A 17998-nucleotide genomic window follows, 5' to 3' on the forward strand; every position below is an offset into this window, starting at 1 on the left:
AGTAATTGCTCGCATATTCAAGAGGAGGGGTGTTGGCCGAGGTGCGCCGCCAGGAACGCGGCCGCCGCCGCATCGAGCAGATCCTGCTCGCGACGGCGGAGGTCTTCGCCGAACGCGGCTACGAGAACGCGACCACCAACGCGATCGCGGCCGCCGCAGGCATCTCCCCCGGCTCGCTCTACCAGTACTTCCGCAACAAGGAGGAGCTGGCGGCCGCGCTCGCCGAGCTGTACCGGGAACGGCTCACCCAGTTCCGGGGCGCCTTCGAGGTCTCCGGCTCCGCCGACCTGGACGCGCTGCTCGACCACATCCTCGGCCCACTGGTCGAGTTCAACCTCGCCAACCCCGGGTTCAAGGCGTTGTTCGCCCGCACCGACATGCCCGCCGCCATGCGCGAGGCCGTCGCCCCCGCCCACCAGGCCATCCACCGCCAGGTGGAAACCCTGATCGGCGCGGTCTTCCCGGAACTCACCCCGGACGACCGCTCCCGCACCTCCGCCGTCGCCATCCAAACCCTGCGCGGCATGATGCCGATGATCGTCGACGCCCCCGAATCCGAGCGCCCCGCCATGGTCGCCGAACTCCGCCTCGTCCTGCGCTCCTACCTCCTGGCCCGCGCCGGCCGCTGACGCGCGTGCGGCCCCGCCCCGCGGACGGGGACGAGGCCGCACGCTCGCCTACCGAATGCTGGACCCGCGTTCCCGTCCGCGCGCACGACCGACGCTCCCACCCGAGCTGCGTTCCCACCGAGAACTGCCGGTCGGCGAGCACCTTGACCACCGCTTCGGCGAGTCCGGTCGCCGACGCGGGATTCTGCCCGGTGTGATGGCGCCCATAGGCGGGTCACGGCGTGATGGCGGGCTGGTGCCGTTTGAGCGCGTCCGTGATGGTCGCGGCGGCGTTGGCCAGATCGGTCCTACGCTTCAGCCGCGCGGTCTACCCGGCCAGGAACAGCGTGTTCAGCGGTGGCACCTCATCCGCGCCGTCCAGCCGCACCAATTCCCCGGCGGCGACGCGGCGGTGCGTGAGATAGTCGGCAACACCGACATCCCGTAGCCGTGCACGACCGCGGCCTCGACGGCCAGCAGATTCGGCAGGACCAGCGCGGGCTCGAGATCCGGCTGCTCACCGAAAATCGTTGTCCAGTAACGCCGCACGATCGGCAGGCTGCGGTGATAGGTCACGATCGGCAGCGTCGGGATCGCGTCGCGCTCGGCGGACGCCAGTCGCGGCGAGCAGACCAGCCAGAACTCCTCGTCCGCGACCGCCCACGCGGTGACGCCCTGCTCCCGCGGCCGCACGGTGGAGATGATCAGATCCAACCGTCCGGCGACCAGCTGGGTGATCAGTTCGCCCGCCACGTCGAACACCATCTCCAAGGCGGGCAGGCGGTGCCGCACGTCGGCGAGCGCCGGAATCAAGCAGCACGTGGTGAACTCGGCCGGCCCACCCACGTGCAGAACCGGCACCGCCTCGCCGGCCTCGACCTCGTCCAGGAAGAATCGGTCGGTGTGGTCGAGTTGGTCACCGAACGCGGCGGCCATCTCGTGCGCGTGCGGCGCCGCCGTGGTCCCGGCGGCGTTGCGCACGAACAGTTCCCGCCCGAGCTGCCGCTCCAGCGCCCCGATGTGATCGGTGACCGTCGGCCGAGTGATGGCCAGCGCCTTCGCGGCGGCCGTGAACGACCCGGTGCGGTACACCGCCAGGAACGTCCGCACACATCCAGCGAAGGCGCCTTTCCACCGGTCACCGAACCAGGGTTACCGAAGATCGGCCCAGCCCCTACGTCTCCCGGCTCGGGTGATACTCCTCCTCGGTGAGGCCGAAGGTCCAGGCGACGCCCACTCGCCCTGTGCGACTGCCAGATCGGCTACGTGCACCTCGAAACCTTGCCTCTCTACGACACTTTCGCCGGTGGCGTGCTCGAACGCATCCCCGCCGGATGGCCCGCGCCCGGCCCCGCCGCAGCACCGGGTTTCCCCCGGCGCGAGCTCATCATCACGGCGGATGGTCACGGCGGCGGACACCCCATATAGTCGGGCACATGCTTCTGCCGGATATGCGTCGCTCGCCCTCTTCCCCAGGCCGCACTCGCGCCTTCGTTCGCCGTGCGGCCGTCGCCGCGGCCGCCGTGCTGATCGCGGGTCCGCTCGCGGCGAGCGCGCACGCGGAGCCGGCGGGGCCGCAGCTGCCGGAGGAACTGGCCGCCGCGGTGCAGCGGGATCTGAAGATCTCGCCGCAGGAGTACGTGGACCGCGCCGGGGTGGCGCAGCAGGTGGCCGCCTTCGCCACCGACGCGCAGGCGAAGTTCCCGCAGGTCTTCGCGGGCGCCTGGCTGAACGAGGCGGGGCAGGGCGTGATCGCGCTGGCCAAGGGCGAGGGCGCCGACGCCGCGCGCGAGGCGGCGCAGGAGGCGGGCTTCACCGTCAATGAGGTCGCCAAGAGCGAGTCGGCGCTGCGCGAGGAGATCTCCGCGTTCTCGCAGTGGCTGGACGGGCAGCCCGAGTGGGTGTCGAAGCTGGTGCGCGGCGCGGTGATCGACACCGTGAACAACGCGATCGCGGTGCGCGTCGACCAGGCCGGTCTGCCGCTGCCGACCTTTATCGACCCGGCCCGTGTGATCGTGTCGGCGCCGCCGGTCACGGGCCAGCCCATCGCCGAGCCCCGCGAGATCGCCGAGGCGGGCACCGGCGCGCTGGTGGCGGGCCAGGCGTACGCGGCCGTGTCGGGTGATGTCTTCATGCGCTGCTCGCTGGGCTTCAACGGCACCGACGGCGCGGGCAACGTCGTGAACATCACCGCGGGCCACTGCAACCCCGAGGTTCCGGGCGCCGCCGGCGTGTTCGAGGTCTTCCCCGGCGACGAGATCGGCCAGCAGCTCGGCACCTTCCACAAGTCGGTGCTCGGCGCGCAGGACTACGCGATCGTGCGGGTCAATAACCAGTCGCGCCCGCGCTTCGAGAACAACCTGGTGGGCGTGCCCGGTCGCGCGCCGATCGCGCTGACCGGCACCGCCGTTCCCGTGGTGGGCGCGCCGGTCTGTAAGTCCGGCACCACCACCGGCTTCAGCTGCGGCGTGATCAACGCCGTCGACCAGACGGTGCTCGTGGGTGAGCGGGAGCAGACCCAGACCTTTTCCGCCAACATCTGCGGTCTGCGCGGCGACAGCGGCGGCCCGGTGATCACCGGCACCCTGGCCCTCGGCATCGCCAGCGCGTCCTCGGTCGCCGACGACCCGTTCTGCGAGTTCTCCAACTTCCTGGGCCTGCTCACCGGCAATGCCCCGCAGCTGTTCGCCCAGCCGCTGCACACGGTCCTCGCCGACAACCCCGGTCTGAGCGTCCGCACCAACTGACGCGAATCGCGCCGGAGGGAAGCGCCGGCACAGGTTCTTAATGGAACGGTCCGCACCAGCTGGTGCGGACCGTTCGCGTTTCGGGACGGGATCATGCCGACGGCCGCGCCGCTGATACCCGGCGTCGCGACCCCGCCTCAGCAGTAGATCGGCCCCGGCACCCCGCCGCCCGCCGCGATCGCGTCACCCGTGATCGCGACGCTGCGCGGCAACGCCAGGAACGTCACCCACATCCGCCACCTCCCCCGCGTCGATCACGCGGCGCACCGAGTTGCGCACCAGGTCGGCTTCGAGGTCGGCGACCGCGCGCCCGGTCGCCTCGGACTGGGGGGACAGGCGGGCGGTGAGCCGTTCGGTCCTGGTGAGCCCCGGGTGCACCACGGTCACGTTGACGCCCTTCGGGCCCAGCTCGTCGGCCAGGTTCTTCGTCAGCGCCGACACGCTGATATTGCGGATGGTCTGCGCGATCGAAGTGGTCCCTCCGCATTCGCTCCGGGCTGCACATCGGCGGTCCCCTCCGCATTCGCTCCGGGTTTCCGCTTGACGAACCTGGGGTCGACCGTTTGGCCGAACCTTGGTCCCCGTCATGGTAGTTCCGTGCTCCCGCTTTGCGGGCTTGGAAACCGCTTGGTTGAACCGTTGATCTCGACCTCGCGGCGGACGATGTCGTCGCTCGTCGCCGCCAGGTCCGCGCCCGGCCCCGCGCTCCACGGTGTCGCGGCGGAGTTCACCAGGATGTCCACGCCGCCCAGTTCGGCGACGGTGCGCTAGACCAGGGCGCGCACCTGCTCGTCGTCGCCGGTGTCGGTGGGCACTGGGATCACCCGCCGCCCGGTCTCCTCCGCGAGCGTCCGCGCGGCCGTCTCCAGCGTCTCGGCGGTGCGCGCGGCGAGGACCACGTCCACGCCCTCGTTCGCCAGCCCGCGCGCCACGGCGTATCCGATGGCCCGGCTCCCGCCGGTCACGATCACCCGTTTGCCTTCCAGTCTCAGATCCACCGCCGCACGCTAACAAGATCGCGCACCGGAGTGAGCGATCCCGCTCGGCGCGATCCGAACTCGCCGACGCGGACGACACGCCCGCCGACCGAACCGATCACGAATCGAGAAGCGCAGGTAGACGGCGTGGCCGTACCGTTCCTCGCAGAAGATCCGTCGACGAGCCGGAGGGTCCGGCTCCCGCCGTACGGCGCGACGGTTCCGCACGAGGGAGGTAGCCGAGATGTCCCAGGGAAAGCTGTCGCTGTGGTTCCAGCGGACGATGAACACCCGCACGACCAAGCGCATCCGCCGCAAGGGCGGCAGGTACATGGGGATGGACATGTTCGTGCTGCACACCGAGGGCAGGCGCAGCGGACAGCCGCGCGAGACCCCGCTGTCCTGGTTCCCCGGGGACGAGGGCTCCTGGCTCGTCGTGGCCTCGGGCGGCGGCGACCGGAATCCGGACTGGTACGCCAACCTGCTGGCGCACCCCGACAAGGTCGCCGTCGAATCGCCCGAGATCGGCACGGTGCCGGTGACGCCGCGGCGGCTCGAGGGCGCCGACCGCGAGCAGGCCTGGAAGCGCGTCGTCGCGGCCCAGCCGCGCTACGAGAAGTATCAGCGCAAGGCCGACAAGCAGTACCCGCTGATCCTGCTCACCGCGCGCTAAGGTGGTCCCTCCGCCTTCGCTCCGGGCTGCACATTGGCGATTCCCTCCGCATTCGCTCCGGATCCCGCTTTGCGGACCTGGCGGTCGACCGCTTGGTTGAACCTTGGTCCCGCTTTGCGGACTTGGGGTCGCTCGTTGGTTGAAGCGTGGTCCCGGTTCGCGGACCTGGGTCGCCTGTTTGGTTGGAGCGTGGTCCCGGTTCGCGGACCTGGGTCGCCTGTTTGGTTGGAGCGTGGTCCGACGTATTCGCTTCGGGCTGCGCGGGGGTAGTGATGCCCGCGCCTGGGCGAGGGGATTGGGCGCGAGCAGGCCTGGGGCGCGTCGTCACCGCCCGGCCACGCTACGGGGAGTATTGGCACGTGAGGGACAAGGTGTAGTGGCTGGTCACTGCGCGCGGAGTGGTCCCTCCGCCTTCGCTCCGGGCTGCACATTGGCGGTCCCCTCCGGGATCCCGCTTTGCGGAGGTGGGGTCGCCCGCTTGGTTGAAGCGTGATCCCGATTTGCGGAACTGGGGTCGGGGCGCCAGCCCAGGGCGGGGGCGATGGATTCGACGGTGTCGTGCAGGATCTGTTCGTAGTCGGCGCGGTGGAATTCGTAGGGCAGTTCCAGTCGCAGTTCGGTGGTGCGGGTGAGGACCGGGTCGGTGCGCAGGCGGTCGAGGATCTCCTCCGAGGTGCCCACCAGGTCCGGGGCGAAGAGGATGCGCCGCTCGCCGCGCGGCGCGAGGGTTCGCTCGTGCCTGCTCGCGGCGTAGCGCTGGTAGCGGGCGCGGGTCACGCGATCCGCGCTGTCGTACGGCACGATCACCCGTCCGACGGCGACCCGCGCCGGGCGGGACGGGTCGACGAGTCGGCGGTACTCGTCGATCAGCGCCGACTGCGTGGTGCCGAAATCGTCGCTGTGCTCGCCGAACACGATATTGCCGCTGAGCAGGTTCAGGCCGTTCTCCCCGGCCCAGCGCACCGAGCGGGTGCTCCCGCCTCCGTACCAGAGGCGGTCGATGAGGCCGGGACTGTGCGGTTGCAGCCGGGGGCGCTGCGTGTTGCCGGGCGACTGGATCACCGTGTCCGGGTCGCCGAGGTAATCGCCGCGCAGGTTGTCGATCAGGCGGGCGATGCGTCCGTAGGAGCGGCCGACCCGACGCCGTGCTCCAGATGCCGCTGCCGGATCCACGCGCCGTCGAACCCGATGCGTTCACCGAACTCGAAGAGGTGGTCCCTCCGCCTTCGCTTCGGGCTGCACATCGGCGGTCCCCTCCGCATTCGCTTCGGGGTCCCGCTTTGCGGACTTGGGGTCGCCCGTTTGGTTGAGGGCGGGTGGTCCGGCCGCGTTTGCCACAAGTCGCCCATTCGCCGACTCGGGCAAGCCCGATTGGCGGGTTGTGGGCGTGAGTGATGAGGATTCGACAGGGTTGCGCTCAGAAGGAATGGATCTACCCCGGTTCCATTGCGCGCCGGCTGACTCCGGTTGTGCTCTCGCGGAGCCTTGTTGCCCCGGGCTGAGTTCCGTTGCGCACGGGCCGGGTCCGATCGCGCTAGGACCGGGTACCGTTGCGCGCTAACGGCTTCCGCTCATGATCGGGACCAGCCTGGCGAGCCCGTCCGCGCCGTGGCCCGCGTCCAGGGCTCGGCGGAACAGTTCGCCCGACGCGTCCAACACGCCGGTGTCGATGCCGTGCCGCGCGATCACGCCGCGCAGCGTGCTGAAGGCTTCGAACGCCGACGCCAGCGTGGTGTCGTCGCCGGGGTAGTCGCCGGCTTCGACCTGGCCGGCGATCTGCGCCATCAGATCCGGCAGCAGCGTCACCACCGCGGGCGCGAACGGGACGAGCTCGCTCCCCTTGATCCCCTCCGCCTCGGCCAGCGAGATGCCGAGCGAGACGCCGAGCAGCGAGAGCCAGAACACCGAGACCAGCGAGGCGTCGAACGCGGCGGCACGGCCGTGGTCCGCACCGAGGTAGGGCCGCTGTTCGGCGAGCGCCCGCAACGCCGGTTCCTCTGTGCGATAACCACTTTCGGAGCCGGAGAACAGCAGTAGCGCGTCCGGCGTCCCGATGCCCTGCGGAACCGCCATCACCGCGCCGTCCACGTACTCCGCACCCTGGCTCGTCGCCCACGCTGCCCGCGCCCGCGACTGGTCCGGCGTGGAGGACGTGAGGTTCACCAGCACCCGGCCCCGCAAGGACACCTCGCCCAACGCCGCAGCCACCGCCTCGTCGTTGAGCAGCGAGACGACCACCAGCGGCGCGGCGCCGACCGCCTCGGACACCGAGGGCGCGCGCGTCGCGCCGAGTTCGGCCAGGGCGTCCGCTTTCGCGGCGGTGCGGTTCCAGACGGTGGTCGGATGCCCGGCCGCCAGGAAGGCCCTCGCGATCGCCGAGCCCATCAGCCCGAGCCCCAGAACCGTGACGGGCGTGCGTGTTTCGCCGGACATCCGGCACCTCCTAATTGTTTGACGAATCTCCAACTATGATTGTTGTACGATCATCAAACTGTCAAGGGAGCAGAAAGAGGTGCCCGTGCCCGCCGAGTTGCCGCACCCGGAGACGGCCGACCTGGAGCTGGCGTCAGTCCTGCACGCGCTCTCCGACCCCGTCCGCCTCCAGCTCGTGGCGTGCCTGGCCTGCGACGAAGGCGAGAACTGCGGCGACCTCAGCCAGCACATCGCGCTGCACAAATCGACGCTCTCGCACCACTACCGGGTCCTGCGCGAAGCGGGGATCACCCGGACGACGATCCGAGGCCGCACCCGCGTGATGCGGCTGCGCTACGAGGACCTGCACGCGCGCTTCCCCGGCCTGCTGGACGTGGTGTTCCGCGGGCTGGTGGACATGATCGAGGAGCAGTGGGACGGGTCGGCCGAGGACCGGGAGAAGTTGCTGGCAGCCCTCCGGCGGCCGGTTGCCCCTGGCCGCTACTCGGGCGCGGCCGCGAAGTAGGCGGTACTGACGTCGACCACGGACGGGGGTGGGAAGTCGGGGTCGGCGGCGCCGAGGGGGCCCATGCGGACGCGCCAGGTGGGGGTGGATTTGTCGAGGGCGGTGCGGGCGGTGGAAGGTTGGAGGACGACGTCGCCGCCGCCGGTGCAGGAGTAGGCGCCGACGAGTCCGTCGGAGCGGCCGCCCCAGGCGCCGCCGACTCGGATTCGGCACTGGCGGCCGTCGGCCAGCTCGAGGGCCCAGGGTTCGGGGGAGTCGGTGCGGCCGATGGGTTCGAGGGGGCCGGCCAGGGTATAGCGGCGCAGTTCTCGGCGCCACGGATCGTTGGCGCACAGAAGTTCGGTGCCCGAGGGCCAGCAGACGTCGGCTGCGTCGGCGGAGGCGCCGCAGTGGTAGATACCCGGGGTGTCGGCGGAGCGGCTGGGAGTGGCGTCACGACAGTCGAGTTCGCCGAAGGGGTCGGGGGTGATCACCGAGAATCCGTCGCGTGGCGCGCCGGACGCGTCGACTGCGATCAGAGAGAAGACCTCGGTGGCGGCGACTTCGCTGGTGGTCGCCGACGGGTCGGCAGTCGCCGTCGGATCGTCGCTGGTCGCCGTGGCGGCCTCAGTAGGCACGGGCGCGGATTCCTGGGGCGCCGTGTCGTCGGGCTGGTCGGTACAGCTCGCCAGCACCAGCACCACACCCGCCAACAAGATCGGCCAGCGACGCCGCCGTTCGAAAGTCACCGAAGTCCGGCGACGTTCGGCGTCCCGTTGGGCCACAGCAGATCGAACGGTCTTCGGCGACATCAGCTTTCACCCTTTCGTGACGAATCCCTCCGCGACCAGCCAGTCCCGCGCCACGTCGGCGGGTTCGCGCCCGTCGACGTCGACCTGGCGGTTGAGTTCGGTGATGGCCGGATTGGTGAGCAGGGCCGAGATGGGCTCCATGACGCGGATGACGGCCGGATGGGCCTCGGCGAAATCGCGCCGCATCACCAGCGCCGCATTGTATTTGGGGAAGAACCGCTGATCGTCCTCGAGCAGGAGCAGACCCAGCGCGGGGATGCGGCCGTCGGTGGCGGCCACCGATCCGAAGCGGCACTGGCGCCCGTCGGAGACGGAGGTGTAGACCAAGGCGTCCTGGACGATCCGCTTCTCGACCGCGCCGTCATCGATGCCGTACTTGCGCGCCATTCCGGGGAAACCGTCTTGGCGCACATTGAATTCGGTGCCCACGCAGGTCGCCGCGAGCCCGGGGTCGGTGGCGACCAGGCGCGCGTAGTCCGAGAGCGTGCGCACCCCGGTCTCGGCGGCGGTGGCCTCGTTGGTGACCAGCGCGTAGGTGTTGTTCATGGGAGCCATTGCCGCCCAGACCATGTCGTGCCCGGTCAGGTCCGCCTCGGCCACAGCGTCGAACTGGCCCTGCTCGTCGGGCACCGGCGTCTCGTTGCCGAGGTAGTTCATCCAGCCGGTGCCGGTGTAGTCGTAGGCGATATCGATCTGGCCGTGCAACTGGGCGTCGCGCAAACTGTTGGAGCCCTGGATGTTCGTGAGGTCCCGCACGTCGGCGCCCGCGGCGACCAGCGCGAATTCGATGAGGTACCCGAGCACGTTCTGTTCGGTGAAGTCCTTGGACCCCACCGTGATCGCCACACCCTCCAGCTCGGGCACGGGCTGGATACTGCCCGGCCCCACCCGCAACGGCACCGACGAACCGGCTTCCAACCCGCACCCGGCCACCACCAGCAGCGCGACCAGGCACAGACTCCGGAGCGCGGCGACCACCGGGCGGGCACTCATTTCAGCCCCCGCGGCCCGAGGAACTCCTCGGCCAGCGCGCCGAGCCAGTCCACCAGCAGCGCCAGCGCCACGGCCAGCACCGCGCCGACGACCAGGGTCACGTTGTCGCGCAACTTGTATCCGGTGTCGATGAGGATGCCGAGCCCGCCCGCGCTCACCAGGAACGAGAGCGTTGCGGTGCCGACGGCGAGCACGAGCGAGGTGCGCAGGCCCGCCAAGATATAGGGGATCGCGAGCGGGAATTCGATGCGCCGCAACACCGTCAGCGTCGACATGCCCTGCCCGCGCCCCGCGTCGATGAGCGTCCGGTCCACCTGCTGGTAGCCCAGAATCGTGTTGCGCAACACCGGAAGCAGCGAATAGAACGCGATCGGCGCGACACCGATCCAGAAGCCGGTGGTCCTGGTGACCAGGTAGAACAACACGATCAGACCGATGGCGGGCGCGGCCGCGCCGATATTGGCGATGCCGACGAACAGCGGCGCGAGCTTGCGATAGCGCGGGCGCGACAGCAGCGTGCCGAGCGGCACCGCCACCGCCACCACGATCAGCACCACCGTCGCGGTGATCAGCACGTGCTGCCAGGTGACCGTGACGAGGTTCGAGGCGTTCAGGCTGGCCTGCTGCGTGATCGTCAGCTCGCGGTTGAACGCCCAGATCAGCACGCCCGCCGCGAGAATCAGGACGATGGCGGGCTGCACCAGCAGGCGCAGGCGCTCGGACCGCCGTTCCGCGGACGGGGAGGCGGTGCGAGCCGGGGCGGTGATCGCGGTCATGCCGGACCCTCGTCGCGGTGGACCGGATTCGCCGCGCCTACCGCACCGGAAGGCGAATCCTCCTCTGCCGCACCGTTCGGCGCGTGTTCGGCGCGCATTGCCGACAAGTGCCCCACCAGCGTGTCGATGGTGATCAACCCCGTGTACTCACCGCGACGCCCCGTCACCACCGCCGTCGCCGTGCTCTCCGCGAGCAGCGCCTCGAGCGCGTCCTGCAACGTCGATTGCAGCGACACCATCTCGCCCACCGCGCTTCCCACCGTGCGCAGCGAATCCGCGTGCGCGAGATGCGGAGTCGACACCCAGCGCACCGGGCGCTGCCTGCCGTCCAGGATCAGCGCCCACGGCCAGTCGGCGCCGTCGAGCGCGCGGCGCAGGTCGTCCACCGGGTCGTCCTCGGCGGCGGTCGGGCAGTTCCCCAGCTCGACGTCGCGCACGCGGGTGAGGGTGAGCTGCTTCAGCGACGCGTCGGCGCCGACGAAACCGGCGACCGTGTCGTCGGCCGGGTCCGCCAGGATCGCGGCGGGTGTGTCGTATTGGAGGATGCGGGACTGGTTGCCCAGCACCGCGATTCGATCGCCGAGCTTGACCGCCTCGTTGAAATCGTGGGTGACGAACACGATCGTCTTGCGCAGCTCCGACTGCAATCGCATCAGCTCGTCCTGCAACAACCCGCGCGTGATCGGGTCCACCGCGCCGAACGGCTCGTCCATCAGCAACACGGGCGGGTCGGCCGCCAGCGCACGCGCCACCCCCACGCGCTGCTGCTGTCCGCCGGAGAGCTGGCGCGGGTAGCGATTCCGATAGGTGCCGGGATCGAGTCCCACCAGTTCGAGCATTTCGTCGACACGCTCGGTGATCCGCTTGCGGTCCCAGCCGATCAGGCCGGGCACGGTCGCCACGTTCTTCGCGACCGTCATGTGCGGGAACAACCCCGCCTGCTGGATGGAATAGCCGATGCCGCGGCGCAATTCGTCGGGATCGATGGACAGCGCGTCCTTGCCGCCGATGGTGATCGTGCCCGAGGTGGGCTCGATCAGGCGGTTGATCATCCGCATGGTGGTGGTCTTGCCGCAGCCCGACGGGCCGACCAGCACCACGATTTCGCCGGCGGGGATCGTCATGCTGACGTTGTCGACCGCCGGATCGCGCTGGTCGCCATAGCGTTTGGTGACCGCGTCGAGGACGATCTCGACACCGGACACGGGTTCGGAGTCAGACACGGATCCCTTTCGACGTAGTGAGCCTGCCGAGGAGCAGCAGCAGGCCGTCCAGCGCCAGCGCCAGCACCACGATGAGCACGGTGCCGGTGAGGGCCTGCGGTACGGCGTTCGGCGTGCCGAGGCGGGTCAGGCCGGAGAAGATCAGGTTGCCCAGGCCCGGCCCCTTCGCGTAGGCGGCGATGGCGAGGATGCCCATCAACATCTGGGTGCTGATCCGGATGCCGGTGAGGATCGCGGGCCAGGCCAGCGGCAGTTCGATGCGCGCGAGCACGCCCAGCTTGTTCATCCCGACGCCGCGCGCCGCGTCGGTGATGGCCGGATCGACCGCCGACAGCCCGACGATGGTGTTGCGCAGGATCGGCAGCAGCGCGTATAGGACCATCGCGGTGATGGTGGGCGCCACGCCCAGCCCGAGCAGCGGGATCAGCAAGCCCAGCAGGGCGAACGACGGGATCGTCAGGATCGTGCTGGCGGCCGCCGTGGCCACCGACGCCCCCAGCGGACTCCGGTAGACCAGCACCCCGATCACCACCGCGACGATCGCGCCCAGCACGACCGACTGCACCACCGCCGAAACATGCAGGTAGGAGTCGGTGAGCAGCTGATGCCGCCGATTCACCACGAACGTCCACAGTGCGTCCAGTGTCTCCGCCTCCCCGGTAACCGGCCCCGGAGATCATGTGTACCCCATCACCCCGCCGCGAAACGCCGTTTGGCGGATGTCGGCGAGCCGAGCGCGCTCAGCGCGACCGGTTTTCGCCGGACTACCGCGCGGCGCACCTTCACCGATCGGGCCAGTGCGGTGAACGTCCGTACAGCGCCAGCGTGGTCTCCCAGGCGGTCGCGCCCGGCGGAGGGTCGCGCGCGGGGCGAAGTGGGCGCCCGGCTCGGCGCGGTCGGCGCCGTCGTGCCCACCACGCCCCAGCGGCCGCCGCCGTGAAGCCGAGATTCTGGACCGTCATGTGATCTAGCAGGGCGGCGAGATCCCAGCCCGCACGCAGCGTGGGCACGGCGACGACGAGCCGGTGCGCACCCAAGCGGCGCTCGCCGAGGCCATCGGCGCCGACAAGTCGCGCCTGATCCCGATCCTCGACGACCTCCAGGACCGCGAACTGATCGCCCGCCACCCCGATCCCGCCGACCGCCGCGTGCGGCTCGTGGAGATCACCGAGGAGGGCAAGCGGGTGCGCGACCGCGTCCAGGGCGCGATCCACGCGGCGGAGGACCGGCTGCTCGGCCGGTTGCCGAAGGCGGATCGCGAGGCGTTCGTGCGGTCGCTCACGGCGCTCACCCGAGCCGCGATCCGACGCGACGACGCGGGCTGAGACCGAACTCCTCCGAGGCCGTGGCGCGGCAGATGACCAGGTCGCAGCCACACCGTTCACCGGCCGTCGGCGATCGACCGGCGCGGGCTTGACCTCAACATACATTGAGGTTGCAAGGTGGTCTCCAGCCGCTCGGACATCCCGGCGGCCGAATCGAGGGAGAACCATGACCACCGCGACCGAACATCCGCTGCGTATCGCCGTCATCGTGGGCAGTACACGGGAGGGTCGATTCGGTCCCACCATCGCCGACTGGTTCGTGCGCCGGGCCCGCCGCCGCGACGGACTACAGATCGACATCGTCGACGCCAGGGACACCGAGCACGCCGGCACCCTCGCCGACGCGGACGGATTCGCCGTCGTCACACCGGAGTACAACCACAGCTACCCGGGCGGTTTGAAGAACCTGATCGACAGCCACGACAAGGAGTGGCACGCCAAACCGGTCGCCTTCGTGGCGTACGGCGGGCTGTCCGGCGGACTGCGCGCGGTGGAGCACCTGCGCCCGGTCTTCGCCGAACTGCACGCCGTGACCGTGCGTGACACCGTGAGCTTCCACAATCCCTGGGGCCGCTTCGACGACAGCGGCGAACTCATCGAACCCGCCGCCGCCGAGACCGCGGCCGAAACGCTGCTGGACCAACTGATCTGGTGGGCCGAGACCTTGCGCGACGCCCGCGCGACCCGCCCGTACGGGAAGTGACCCGAGATGACCACGACGATTCCCGACACGGCACGGCCGGTGCGCGACCCGATGCGGATCGCCTTGGTGCTGGTCGCCGGATTGGTGATGGCGACGCTCGACCAGACGGTGGTGAACGTCGCGATCAACCGGCTCTCGCTCGATTTCGACGCCGCGCTGGGGACGATCCAGTGGGCCGTCACCGGCTATTCGCTGGCCCTGGGCGCGATCGTCCCCACGTCGGCCTGGTTGGTCGGCCGGTTCGGCGCCAAACGGCTCTACCTGACCTCCGTCGCGATGTTCGCGCTCGGTTCCGTGCTGGTGGGCTCGGCGTGGAATGTGGAGTCGCTCATCGCCTTCCGCGTGATCCAGGGACTGAGCGGCGGGCTGCTGATGCCCGTGGGCATGACGATCCTGTTGCGCGCCGCAGGGCCCGAGCGGCTCGGCAGACTGATGAGCACGCTGGGGCTGGCGATCCTGGTGGGGCCATTGCTCGGGCCCGTCATCGGCGGCTACTTCATCGACGAATTGTCCTGGCGGTGGATGTTTTTCATCAACCTGCCGCTGGGCGCGCTGGTGCTGATCCTGGCCGCGCGCGTGCTGCCCGACGACGTGCGGGAAGTTCCGCGCGCCTTGGACGTTCGCGGACTGCTGCTGATGTCCCCCGGCCTGGCCCTGCTCATCTACGGGGTCACCGCGGCGGGTGAGCGGGGCGGGTTCACCGAGCCCGCCGTCCTCGGGCCACTGGTGGTGGGCGTCGCGCTGATCGTCGCGTTCGTCCGCCGCGCGCTGCGGGTGCCCGAACCGCTGCTGGACCTGAAGGTGCTCACCCACCGGACAACCGGCCTCTCGGCGGTGCTGCTGGCGCTCTTCGCGGCCGGATACTTCGGCTCGATGCTGTTGCTGCCCTTGTACTTCCAAGTGGTGCGCGGCGAAACCGCGCTGATGGCGGGGGCTTTGGGCGTGCCGTTCGCGCTGGCGTCGGGTGCGACCATGCAGGTCGCGGGGCGGCTCATCGACCGCATTCCGCCGGGCCGGTACCTGCCCGTCTCGATCACGGTCGCGCTGACCGGATTCGTGCTGTTCGTCGTGCAGCTCGACGCGGACGCCCCGTACTGGGCGCTCGGCGCGACGATGCTGCTGATGGGCGCGGGCGGCGGCGGCACGATGATGCCCGTCATCACGACCGCCACCCGGGCGCTGACCCGCGACCAGCAGGCGGCCGGATCGACCACCGTCAACATGATCAGCACGACGGCGATGGCGATCGGCATCGCGGTGTCCTCGGTGGTGCTTGGCTGGCTGCTGCCGGTCGCGGGCGGCCTCCAGGAGATCCACGCCATGAGCGCCGCCGAACACGCCGCCGTGGCGCCCGACCTGGCCACCGCGTTCCGGCAGACCTATCTGGTCGCCCCGGCGCTGATGGCGCTGGCGCTGATCCCGGCGTTCCTGTTGCCCCGCCGAAAGGAGGCCCAGGTCGCGTGACCCGGGCTCTCACCCGGAGGCGAGACCTGCCCGGAAGCCGATGTCGTGCCGGGAATACCGTTCCGGACCGAAGCCATCGTGCGCGCCGCCTGGCAGACCTAGCGGCACTACGAAGTGCCGCACAGGGTCAAATAAGCACCAGGACCGATTACCCGACCACACCCGCCGAGCGAACTCTAAACCCGCCACTGACCTCGATACGCCCGCCGAATCTGCCCGAATTCGGGCAGGAAAGTTGGCGAAACCGCGCGCGGCGGGCAATATCGTCCGGGTGAATGACGGGGCACCCGCCGACTTGGTCCGCCACGTGGCCGCGTCCACCGGGCTGCCGGAACAGGTGGCGGCCCGGGTGGTCGCCGATGTCGTCGGCTATTTCGACGAGACCGCCGAGCAGTTCGTCCGCCGCAGGCACGCCGAGTTGCAGGCCAGGCAGGTGCGCAACGCCGAGATCTGGCGGCGGCTGGCCGACGAGCTGGCCCGGCGCCCGGTGGCGGCCCCGGCGTTCACCGAACGGCAACTGCGTCGCATCGTCTACGGGTGAGGAGTCCGTCTCGCAATGTGTGGAATCGTCGGCTACATCGGTCACCGGCAAGCTGTTCCGGTCCTGCTGGAAGGGTTGCATCGGCTGGAGTACCGCGGCTACGACTCGGCGGGGCTGGCCCTGCCGCACCGCGGGAAGCTGCGCGTCACGAAAACGCAAGGGCGGGTGCAGGATCTGCGCGATATGGCCGATGTGGCGGCGCTGCGCGGCAAAGCCGGTATCGCCCATACCCGCTGGGCCACGCACGGTGAGCCCAACAACGTCAACGCCCACCCCCACACCGACAGCGGCGGGCGAATCGCGTTGGTGCACAACGGAATCGTGGAGAACGCCGAACAGCTCCGAGCCGAGCTGACCGAAGGCGGCACCCGCCTGGTCTCCGACACCGACACCGAGGCGATCGCCCACCTCGTCGCCGCCGAACTGGAGGAATCGGACTCACTCGAGGACGCGGTGCGCGCCGCGTTGCAGCGGGTCCAGGGCACCTACGGCCTGCTGGTGCTCGACGCGCGCCGCCCCGCCGAGATGGTGGTGGCGCGCAATGGCAGCCCGATCGTCCTCGGCGTGGGCGACGGCGAGATGTTCGTGGCCTCCGATGTCGCCGCGCTCGTCCATCACACCCAGAGCGTGGTGTTCCTGGACGACGGCGAGCTGGCCACGGTGCGCGCGACCGAATTCCGCACCAGCACACTGGGTCACGAGGCCCAGAGCACGATCAAGACACCCACCACGATCGAGATGGGCGCCGAGGACTACGCGCTCGGCGGCTACCCCGACTTCCTGCGCAAGGAGATCGCCGAACAGGCCGAGGCCGTGCGCCGCGCCCTGCGCGGACGCCTGGACGACCGGTTCGCCACCGCCCACCTCGGCGGCCTGAACATGAACGCCCGCGAGCTGCGCGGCATCAGCAAGGTCGTGTTCCTGGGCTGCGGGTCGGCCTACTACGCGGGCCAGCTCGGCGCGCAGCTGGTCGAGGAGCTGGCGCGCATCCCCGCCCTCGCCGAACCCGCGTCGGAATTCCGCTACCGCAACCCCGTGGTCGATCCCGATGCGCTCTATGTCGCGATCAGCCAGTCCGGCGAGACCATGGACACCCTCGCCGCCGTCCAGGAGTTGCAGCGCAAGGGCGGGCGCGTCATCGGCGCCGTCAACGTGGTGGGCAGCGCCATCGCCCGCCAGTGCGGTGCGGGCATGTTCCTGCACGCGGGCCCGGAGGTGTCGGTCGCCTCCACCAAGGCGCTGACCAACATGACCGTGTCGTTCGCCATGCTGGCGCTGCTGCTCGGCCGGGTGCGCGATCTCTCGGTGGCCGGCGGACGGCGCATCGTCGAGGGCTTGCGCGAACTGCCCGGCGCCGTCGACCAGGTCCTCACCGACGAGCCCGCCATCGCGGGCATCGCGAACAAGTGCGCCAAGGCCCGCAGCATGTTCTTCCTCGGCCGGGTGCGCATGTGGCCGGTCGCCCGCGAGGGCGCGCAGAAGCTCAAGGAGGTCTCCTACATCCACGCCGAGGCGTATCAGGCCTCCGAGCTCAAACACGGCCCGCTGGCCCTGATCGACCCCGAGATGCCCAGTGTGGTGCTGGTCCCCGACGACGAACTGCTGTCCAAGAACCTCGCCACCATCGAGCAGATCAAGGCGCGCGGCGGCCCCGTCATCGCCGTGACCAACGCCGATCTCCCGCCGAACTGCGCCGACGAGGTGATCCGCGTCCCCCGCATCACCCCCGAACTCGACCCCATCGTGCTGACGATCCCGCTGCAACTGCTGGCGTATCACACGGCGCTGGCGCTGGGAAGGGATGTGGACAAGCCGCGCAACCTCGCGAAGAGCGTGACGGTGGAGTAGGGGCCGAGTTGCGCCCCGGGTGCGGGACGCGGAGTATCGGCGGTCACGGGCGGGTACTACTCGGATACGCGGTGGAGAGGGGCGGGTGTGGAACGACCGCATGATCCGCGATCTCCTGGATCCTCACGATGGGTGAGCGCGCTCCTCAGCGCGCCGGCCGTGGCGGCGAGTGCGCTGATCCTCGTGACTCTCGCGCTGTGGGTCGGGCCCTGGGTCGCGGCGGTGGTGGCCGGGCTGTGGGTATTCGTCGGCGTATTGCTGTTCGACGCCGCGTGGTTCAGCCCGAGCCGCCAGAACTTCGCCACCGCCTTCAAGTTTCGCGAGCCGTCCGAACGCGAACTCGAAACCCTCACCGCCGCATGGGAGAACGTCACCCGCATCGCGCAGGCGG

The 17998-nt window shown here is 70.1% G+C and carries 17 protein-coding genes and 1 pseudogene; 9 read left to right on the forward strand and 9 right to left on the reverse strand.

Features of this window, described 5'->3' with window-relative positions:
* The first annotated feature begins 41 nt into the window (after positions 1-41).
* A complete protein-coding gene (locus OHB21_RS03680; protein WP_232331899.1) occupies positions 42-629 on the forward strand; it encodes a TetR/AcrR family transcriptional regulator in 588 nt (195 codons plus the stop codon).
* A 330-nt stretch (positions 630-959) separates the two neighbouring features.
* On the opposite strand, the gene OHB21_RS03685 is transcribed toward OHB21_RS03680, so the two are convergent.
* The gene (locus tag OHB21_RS03685) at positions 960-1718 is read right to left on the reverse strand and encodes a LysR family transcriptional regulator (RefSeq protein WP_067513660.1); all 759 of its coding nucleotides are present in this window, start codon (positions 1716-1718) and stop codon (positions 960-962) included.
* 326 nt (positions 1719-2044) lie between these two features.
* Here OHB21_RS03685 and OHB21_RS03690 point away from each other — a divergent pair, with 326 nt between their 5' ends.
* On the forward strand, positions 2045-3355 hold the full coding sequence (locus OHB21_RS03690) for a S1 family peptidase (protein WP_067513661.1): 1311 nt from the start codon (positions 2045-2047) through the stop codon (positions 3353-3355).
* A 137-nt stretch (positions 3356-3492) separates the two neighbouring features.
* Here OHB21_RS03690 and OHB21_RS37390 read toward each other — a convergent pair.
* Positions 3493-4353 (reverse strand): annotated as a pseudogene (locus tag OHB21_RS37390) (SDR family NAD(P)-dependent oxidoreductase).
* Positions 4354-4576: 223 nt separating this feature from the next.
* On the opposite strand from OHB21_RS37390, the gene OHB21_RS03705 reads away from it, so the two are divergent.
* A complete protein-coding gene (locus OHB21_RS03705) occupies positions 4577-5005 on the forward strand; it encodes a nitroreductase family deazaflavin-dependent oxidoreductase (RefSeq protein ID WP_067513662.1) in 429 nt (142 codons plus the stop codon).
* Positions 5006-5389: 384 nt separating this feature from the next.
* Here OHB21_RS03705 and OHB21_RS03710 read toward each other — a convergent pair whose 3' ends face one another.
* Both OHB21_RS03710 and OHB21_RS03715 read right to left on the reverse strand, forming a co-directional pair.
* Positions 5390-6178, reverse strand: a complete 789-nt coding sequence (locus OHB21_RS03710) for an LLM class oxidoreductase (RefSeq protein WP_228790256.1) — start codon at positions 6176-6178, stop codon at positions 5390-5392.
* 384 nt (positions 6179-6562) lie between these two features.
* The gene (locus OHB21_RS03715) at positions 6563-7438 is read right to left on the reverse strand and encodes an NAD(P)-dependent oxidoreductase (protein ID WP_195125357.1); all 876 of its coding nucleotides are present in this window, start codon (positions 7436-7438) and stop codon (positions 6563-6565) included.
* Between the two features lie 85 nt (positions 7439-7523).
* On the opposite strand from OHB21_RS03715, the gene OHB21_RS03720 reads away from it, so the two are divergent.
* Complete coding sequence (locus tag OHB21_RS03720) at positions 7524-7943, forward strand: ArsR/SmtB family transcription factor (RefSeq protein ID WP_084538125.1); 420 nt, start codon at positions 7524-7526, stop codon at positions 7941-7943.
* Here OHB21_RS03720 and OHB21_RS03725 read toward each other — a convergent pair.
* The 5 genes from OHB21_RS03725 to OHB21_RS03745 all read right to left on the reverse strand — a co-directional run bounded on the left by OHB21_RS03725 (position 7919) and on the right by OHB21_RS03745 (position 12369).
* A complete protein-coding gene (locus OHB21_RS03725; RefSeq protein WP_324192021.1) occupies positions 7919-8671 on the reverse strand; it encodes a hypothetical protein in 753 nt (250 codons plus the stop codon). The genes OHB21_RS03720 and OHB21_RS03725 overlap by 25 nt on opposite strands.
* Before the next feature lie 69 nt (positions 8672-8740).
* Complete coding sequence (locus OHB21_RS03730; protein WP_067513665.1) at positions 8741-9727, reverse strand: glycine betaine ABC transporter substrate-binding protein; 987 nt, start codon at positions 9725-9727, stop codon at positions 8741-8743.
* On the reverse strand, positions 9724-10503 hold the full coding sequence (locus OHB21_RS03735) for an ABC transporter permease (protein WP_067513671.1): 780 nt from the start codon (positions 10501-10503) through the stop codon (positions 9724-9726). The genes OHB21_RS03730 and OHB21_RS03735 overlap by 4 nt, the downstream gene beginning before the upstream one ends.
* The gene (locus tag OHB21_RS03740) at positions 10500-11726 is read right to left on the reverse strand and encodes an ABC transporter ATP-binding protein (protein ID WP_195125356.1); all 1227 of its coding nucleotides are present in this window, start codon (positions 11724-11726) and stop codon (positions 10500-10502) included. The genes OHB21_RS03735 and OHB21_RS03740 overlap by 4 nt, the downstream gene beginning before the upstream one ends.
* A complete protein-coding gene (locus OHB21_RS03745) occupies positions 11719-12369 on the reverse strand; it encodes an ABC transporter permease (RefSeq protein ID WP_067513681.1) in 651 nt (216 codons plus the stop codon). The genes OHB21_RS03740 and OHB21_RS03745 overlap by 8 nt, the downstream gene beginning before the upstream one ends.
* 382 nt (positions 12370-12751) lie before the next feature.
* Between OHB21_RS03745 and OHB21_RS03750 the strand changes: the two genes are divergently transcribed.
* The 5 genes from OHB21_RS03750 (at position 12752) to glmS (ending at position 17607) form a co-directional block, all read left to right on the forward strand.
* Positions 12752-13051, forward strand: a complete 300-nt coding sequence (locus tag OHB21_RS03750) for a MarR family winged helix-turn-helix transcriptional regulator (protein ID WP_324192022.1) — start codon at positions 12752-12754, stop codon at positions 13049-13051.
* A gap of 166 nt (positions 13052-13217) precedes the next feature.
* Positions 13218-13754: an NADPH-dependent FMN reductase gene (locus OHB21_RS03755; RefSeq protein ID WP_067513684.1), complete on the forward strand. Its 537-nt coding sequence runs from the start codon at positions 13218-13220 to the stop codon at positions 13752-13754.
* 6 nt (positions 13755-13760) lie between these two features.
* Positions 13761-15218 carry a DHA2 family efflux MFS transporter permease subunit gene (locus tag OHB21_RS03760; RefSeq protein WP_195125355.1) on the forward strand — a complete coding sequence of 486 codons (1458 nt, stop codon included), beginning with the start codon at positions 13761-13763 and terminating at the stop codon, positions 15216-15218.
* Between the two features lie 271 nt (positions 15219-15489).
* Complete coding sequence (locus OHB21_RS03765; RefSeq protein ID WP_067513720.1) at positions 15490-15759, forward strand: hypothetical protein; 270 nt, start codon at positions 15490-15492, stop codon at positions 15757-15759.
* A 15-nt stretch (positions 15760-15774) separates the two neighbouring features.
* A complete protein-coding gene (gene glmS / locus OHB21_RS03770) occupies positions 15775-17607 on the forward strand; it encodes a glutamine--fructose-6-phosphate transaminase (isomerizing) (protein WP_195125354.1) in 1833 nt (610 codons plus the stop codon).
* Positions 17608-17998 lie beyond the last annotated feature (391 nt).

It is taken from the genome of Nocardia puris (assembly GCF_036051655.1).
GTDB classification, from domain to species: Bacteria; Actinomycetota; Actinomycetes; order Mycobacteriales; family Mycobacteriaceae; genus Nocardia; species Nocardia puris.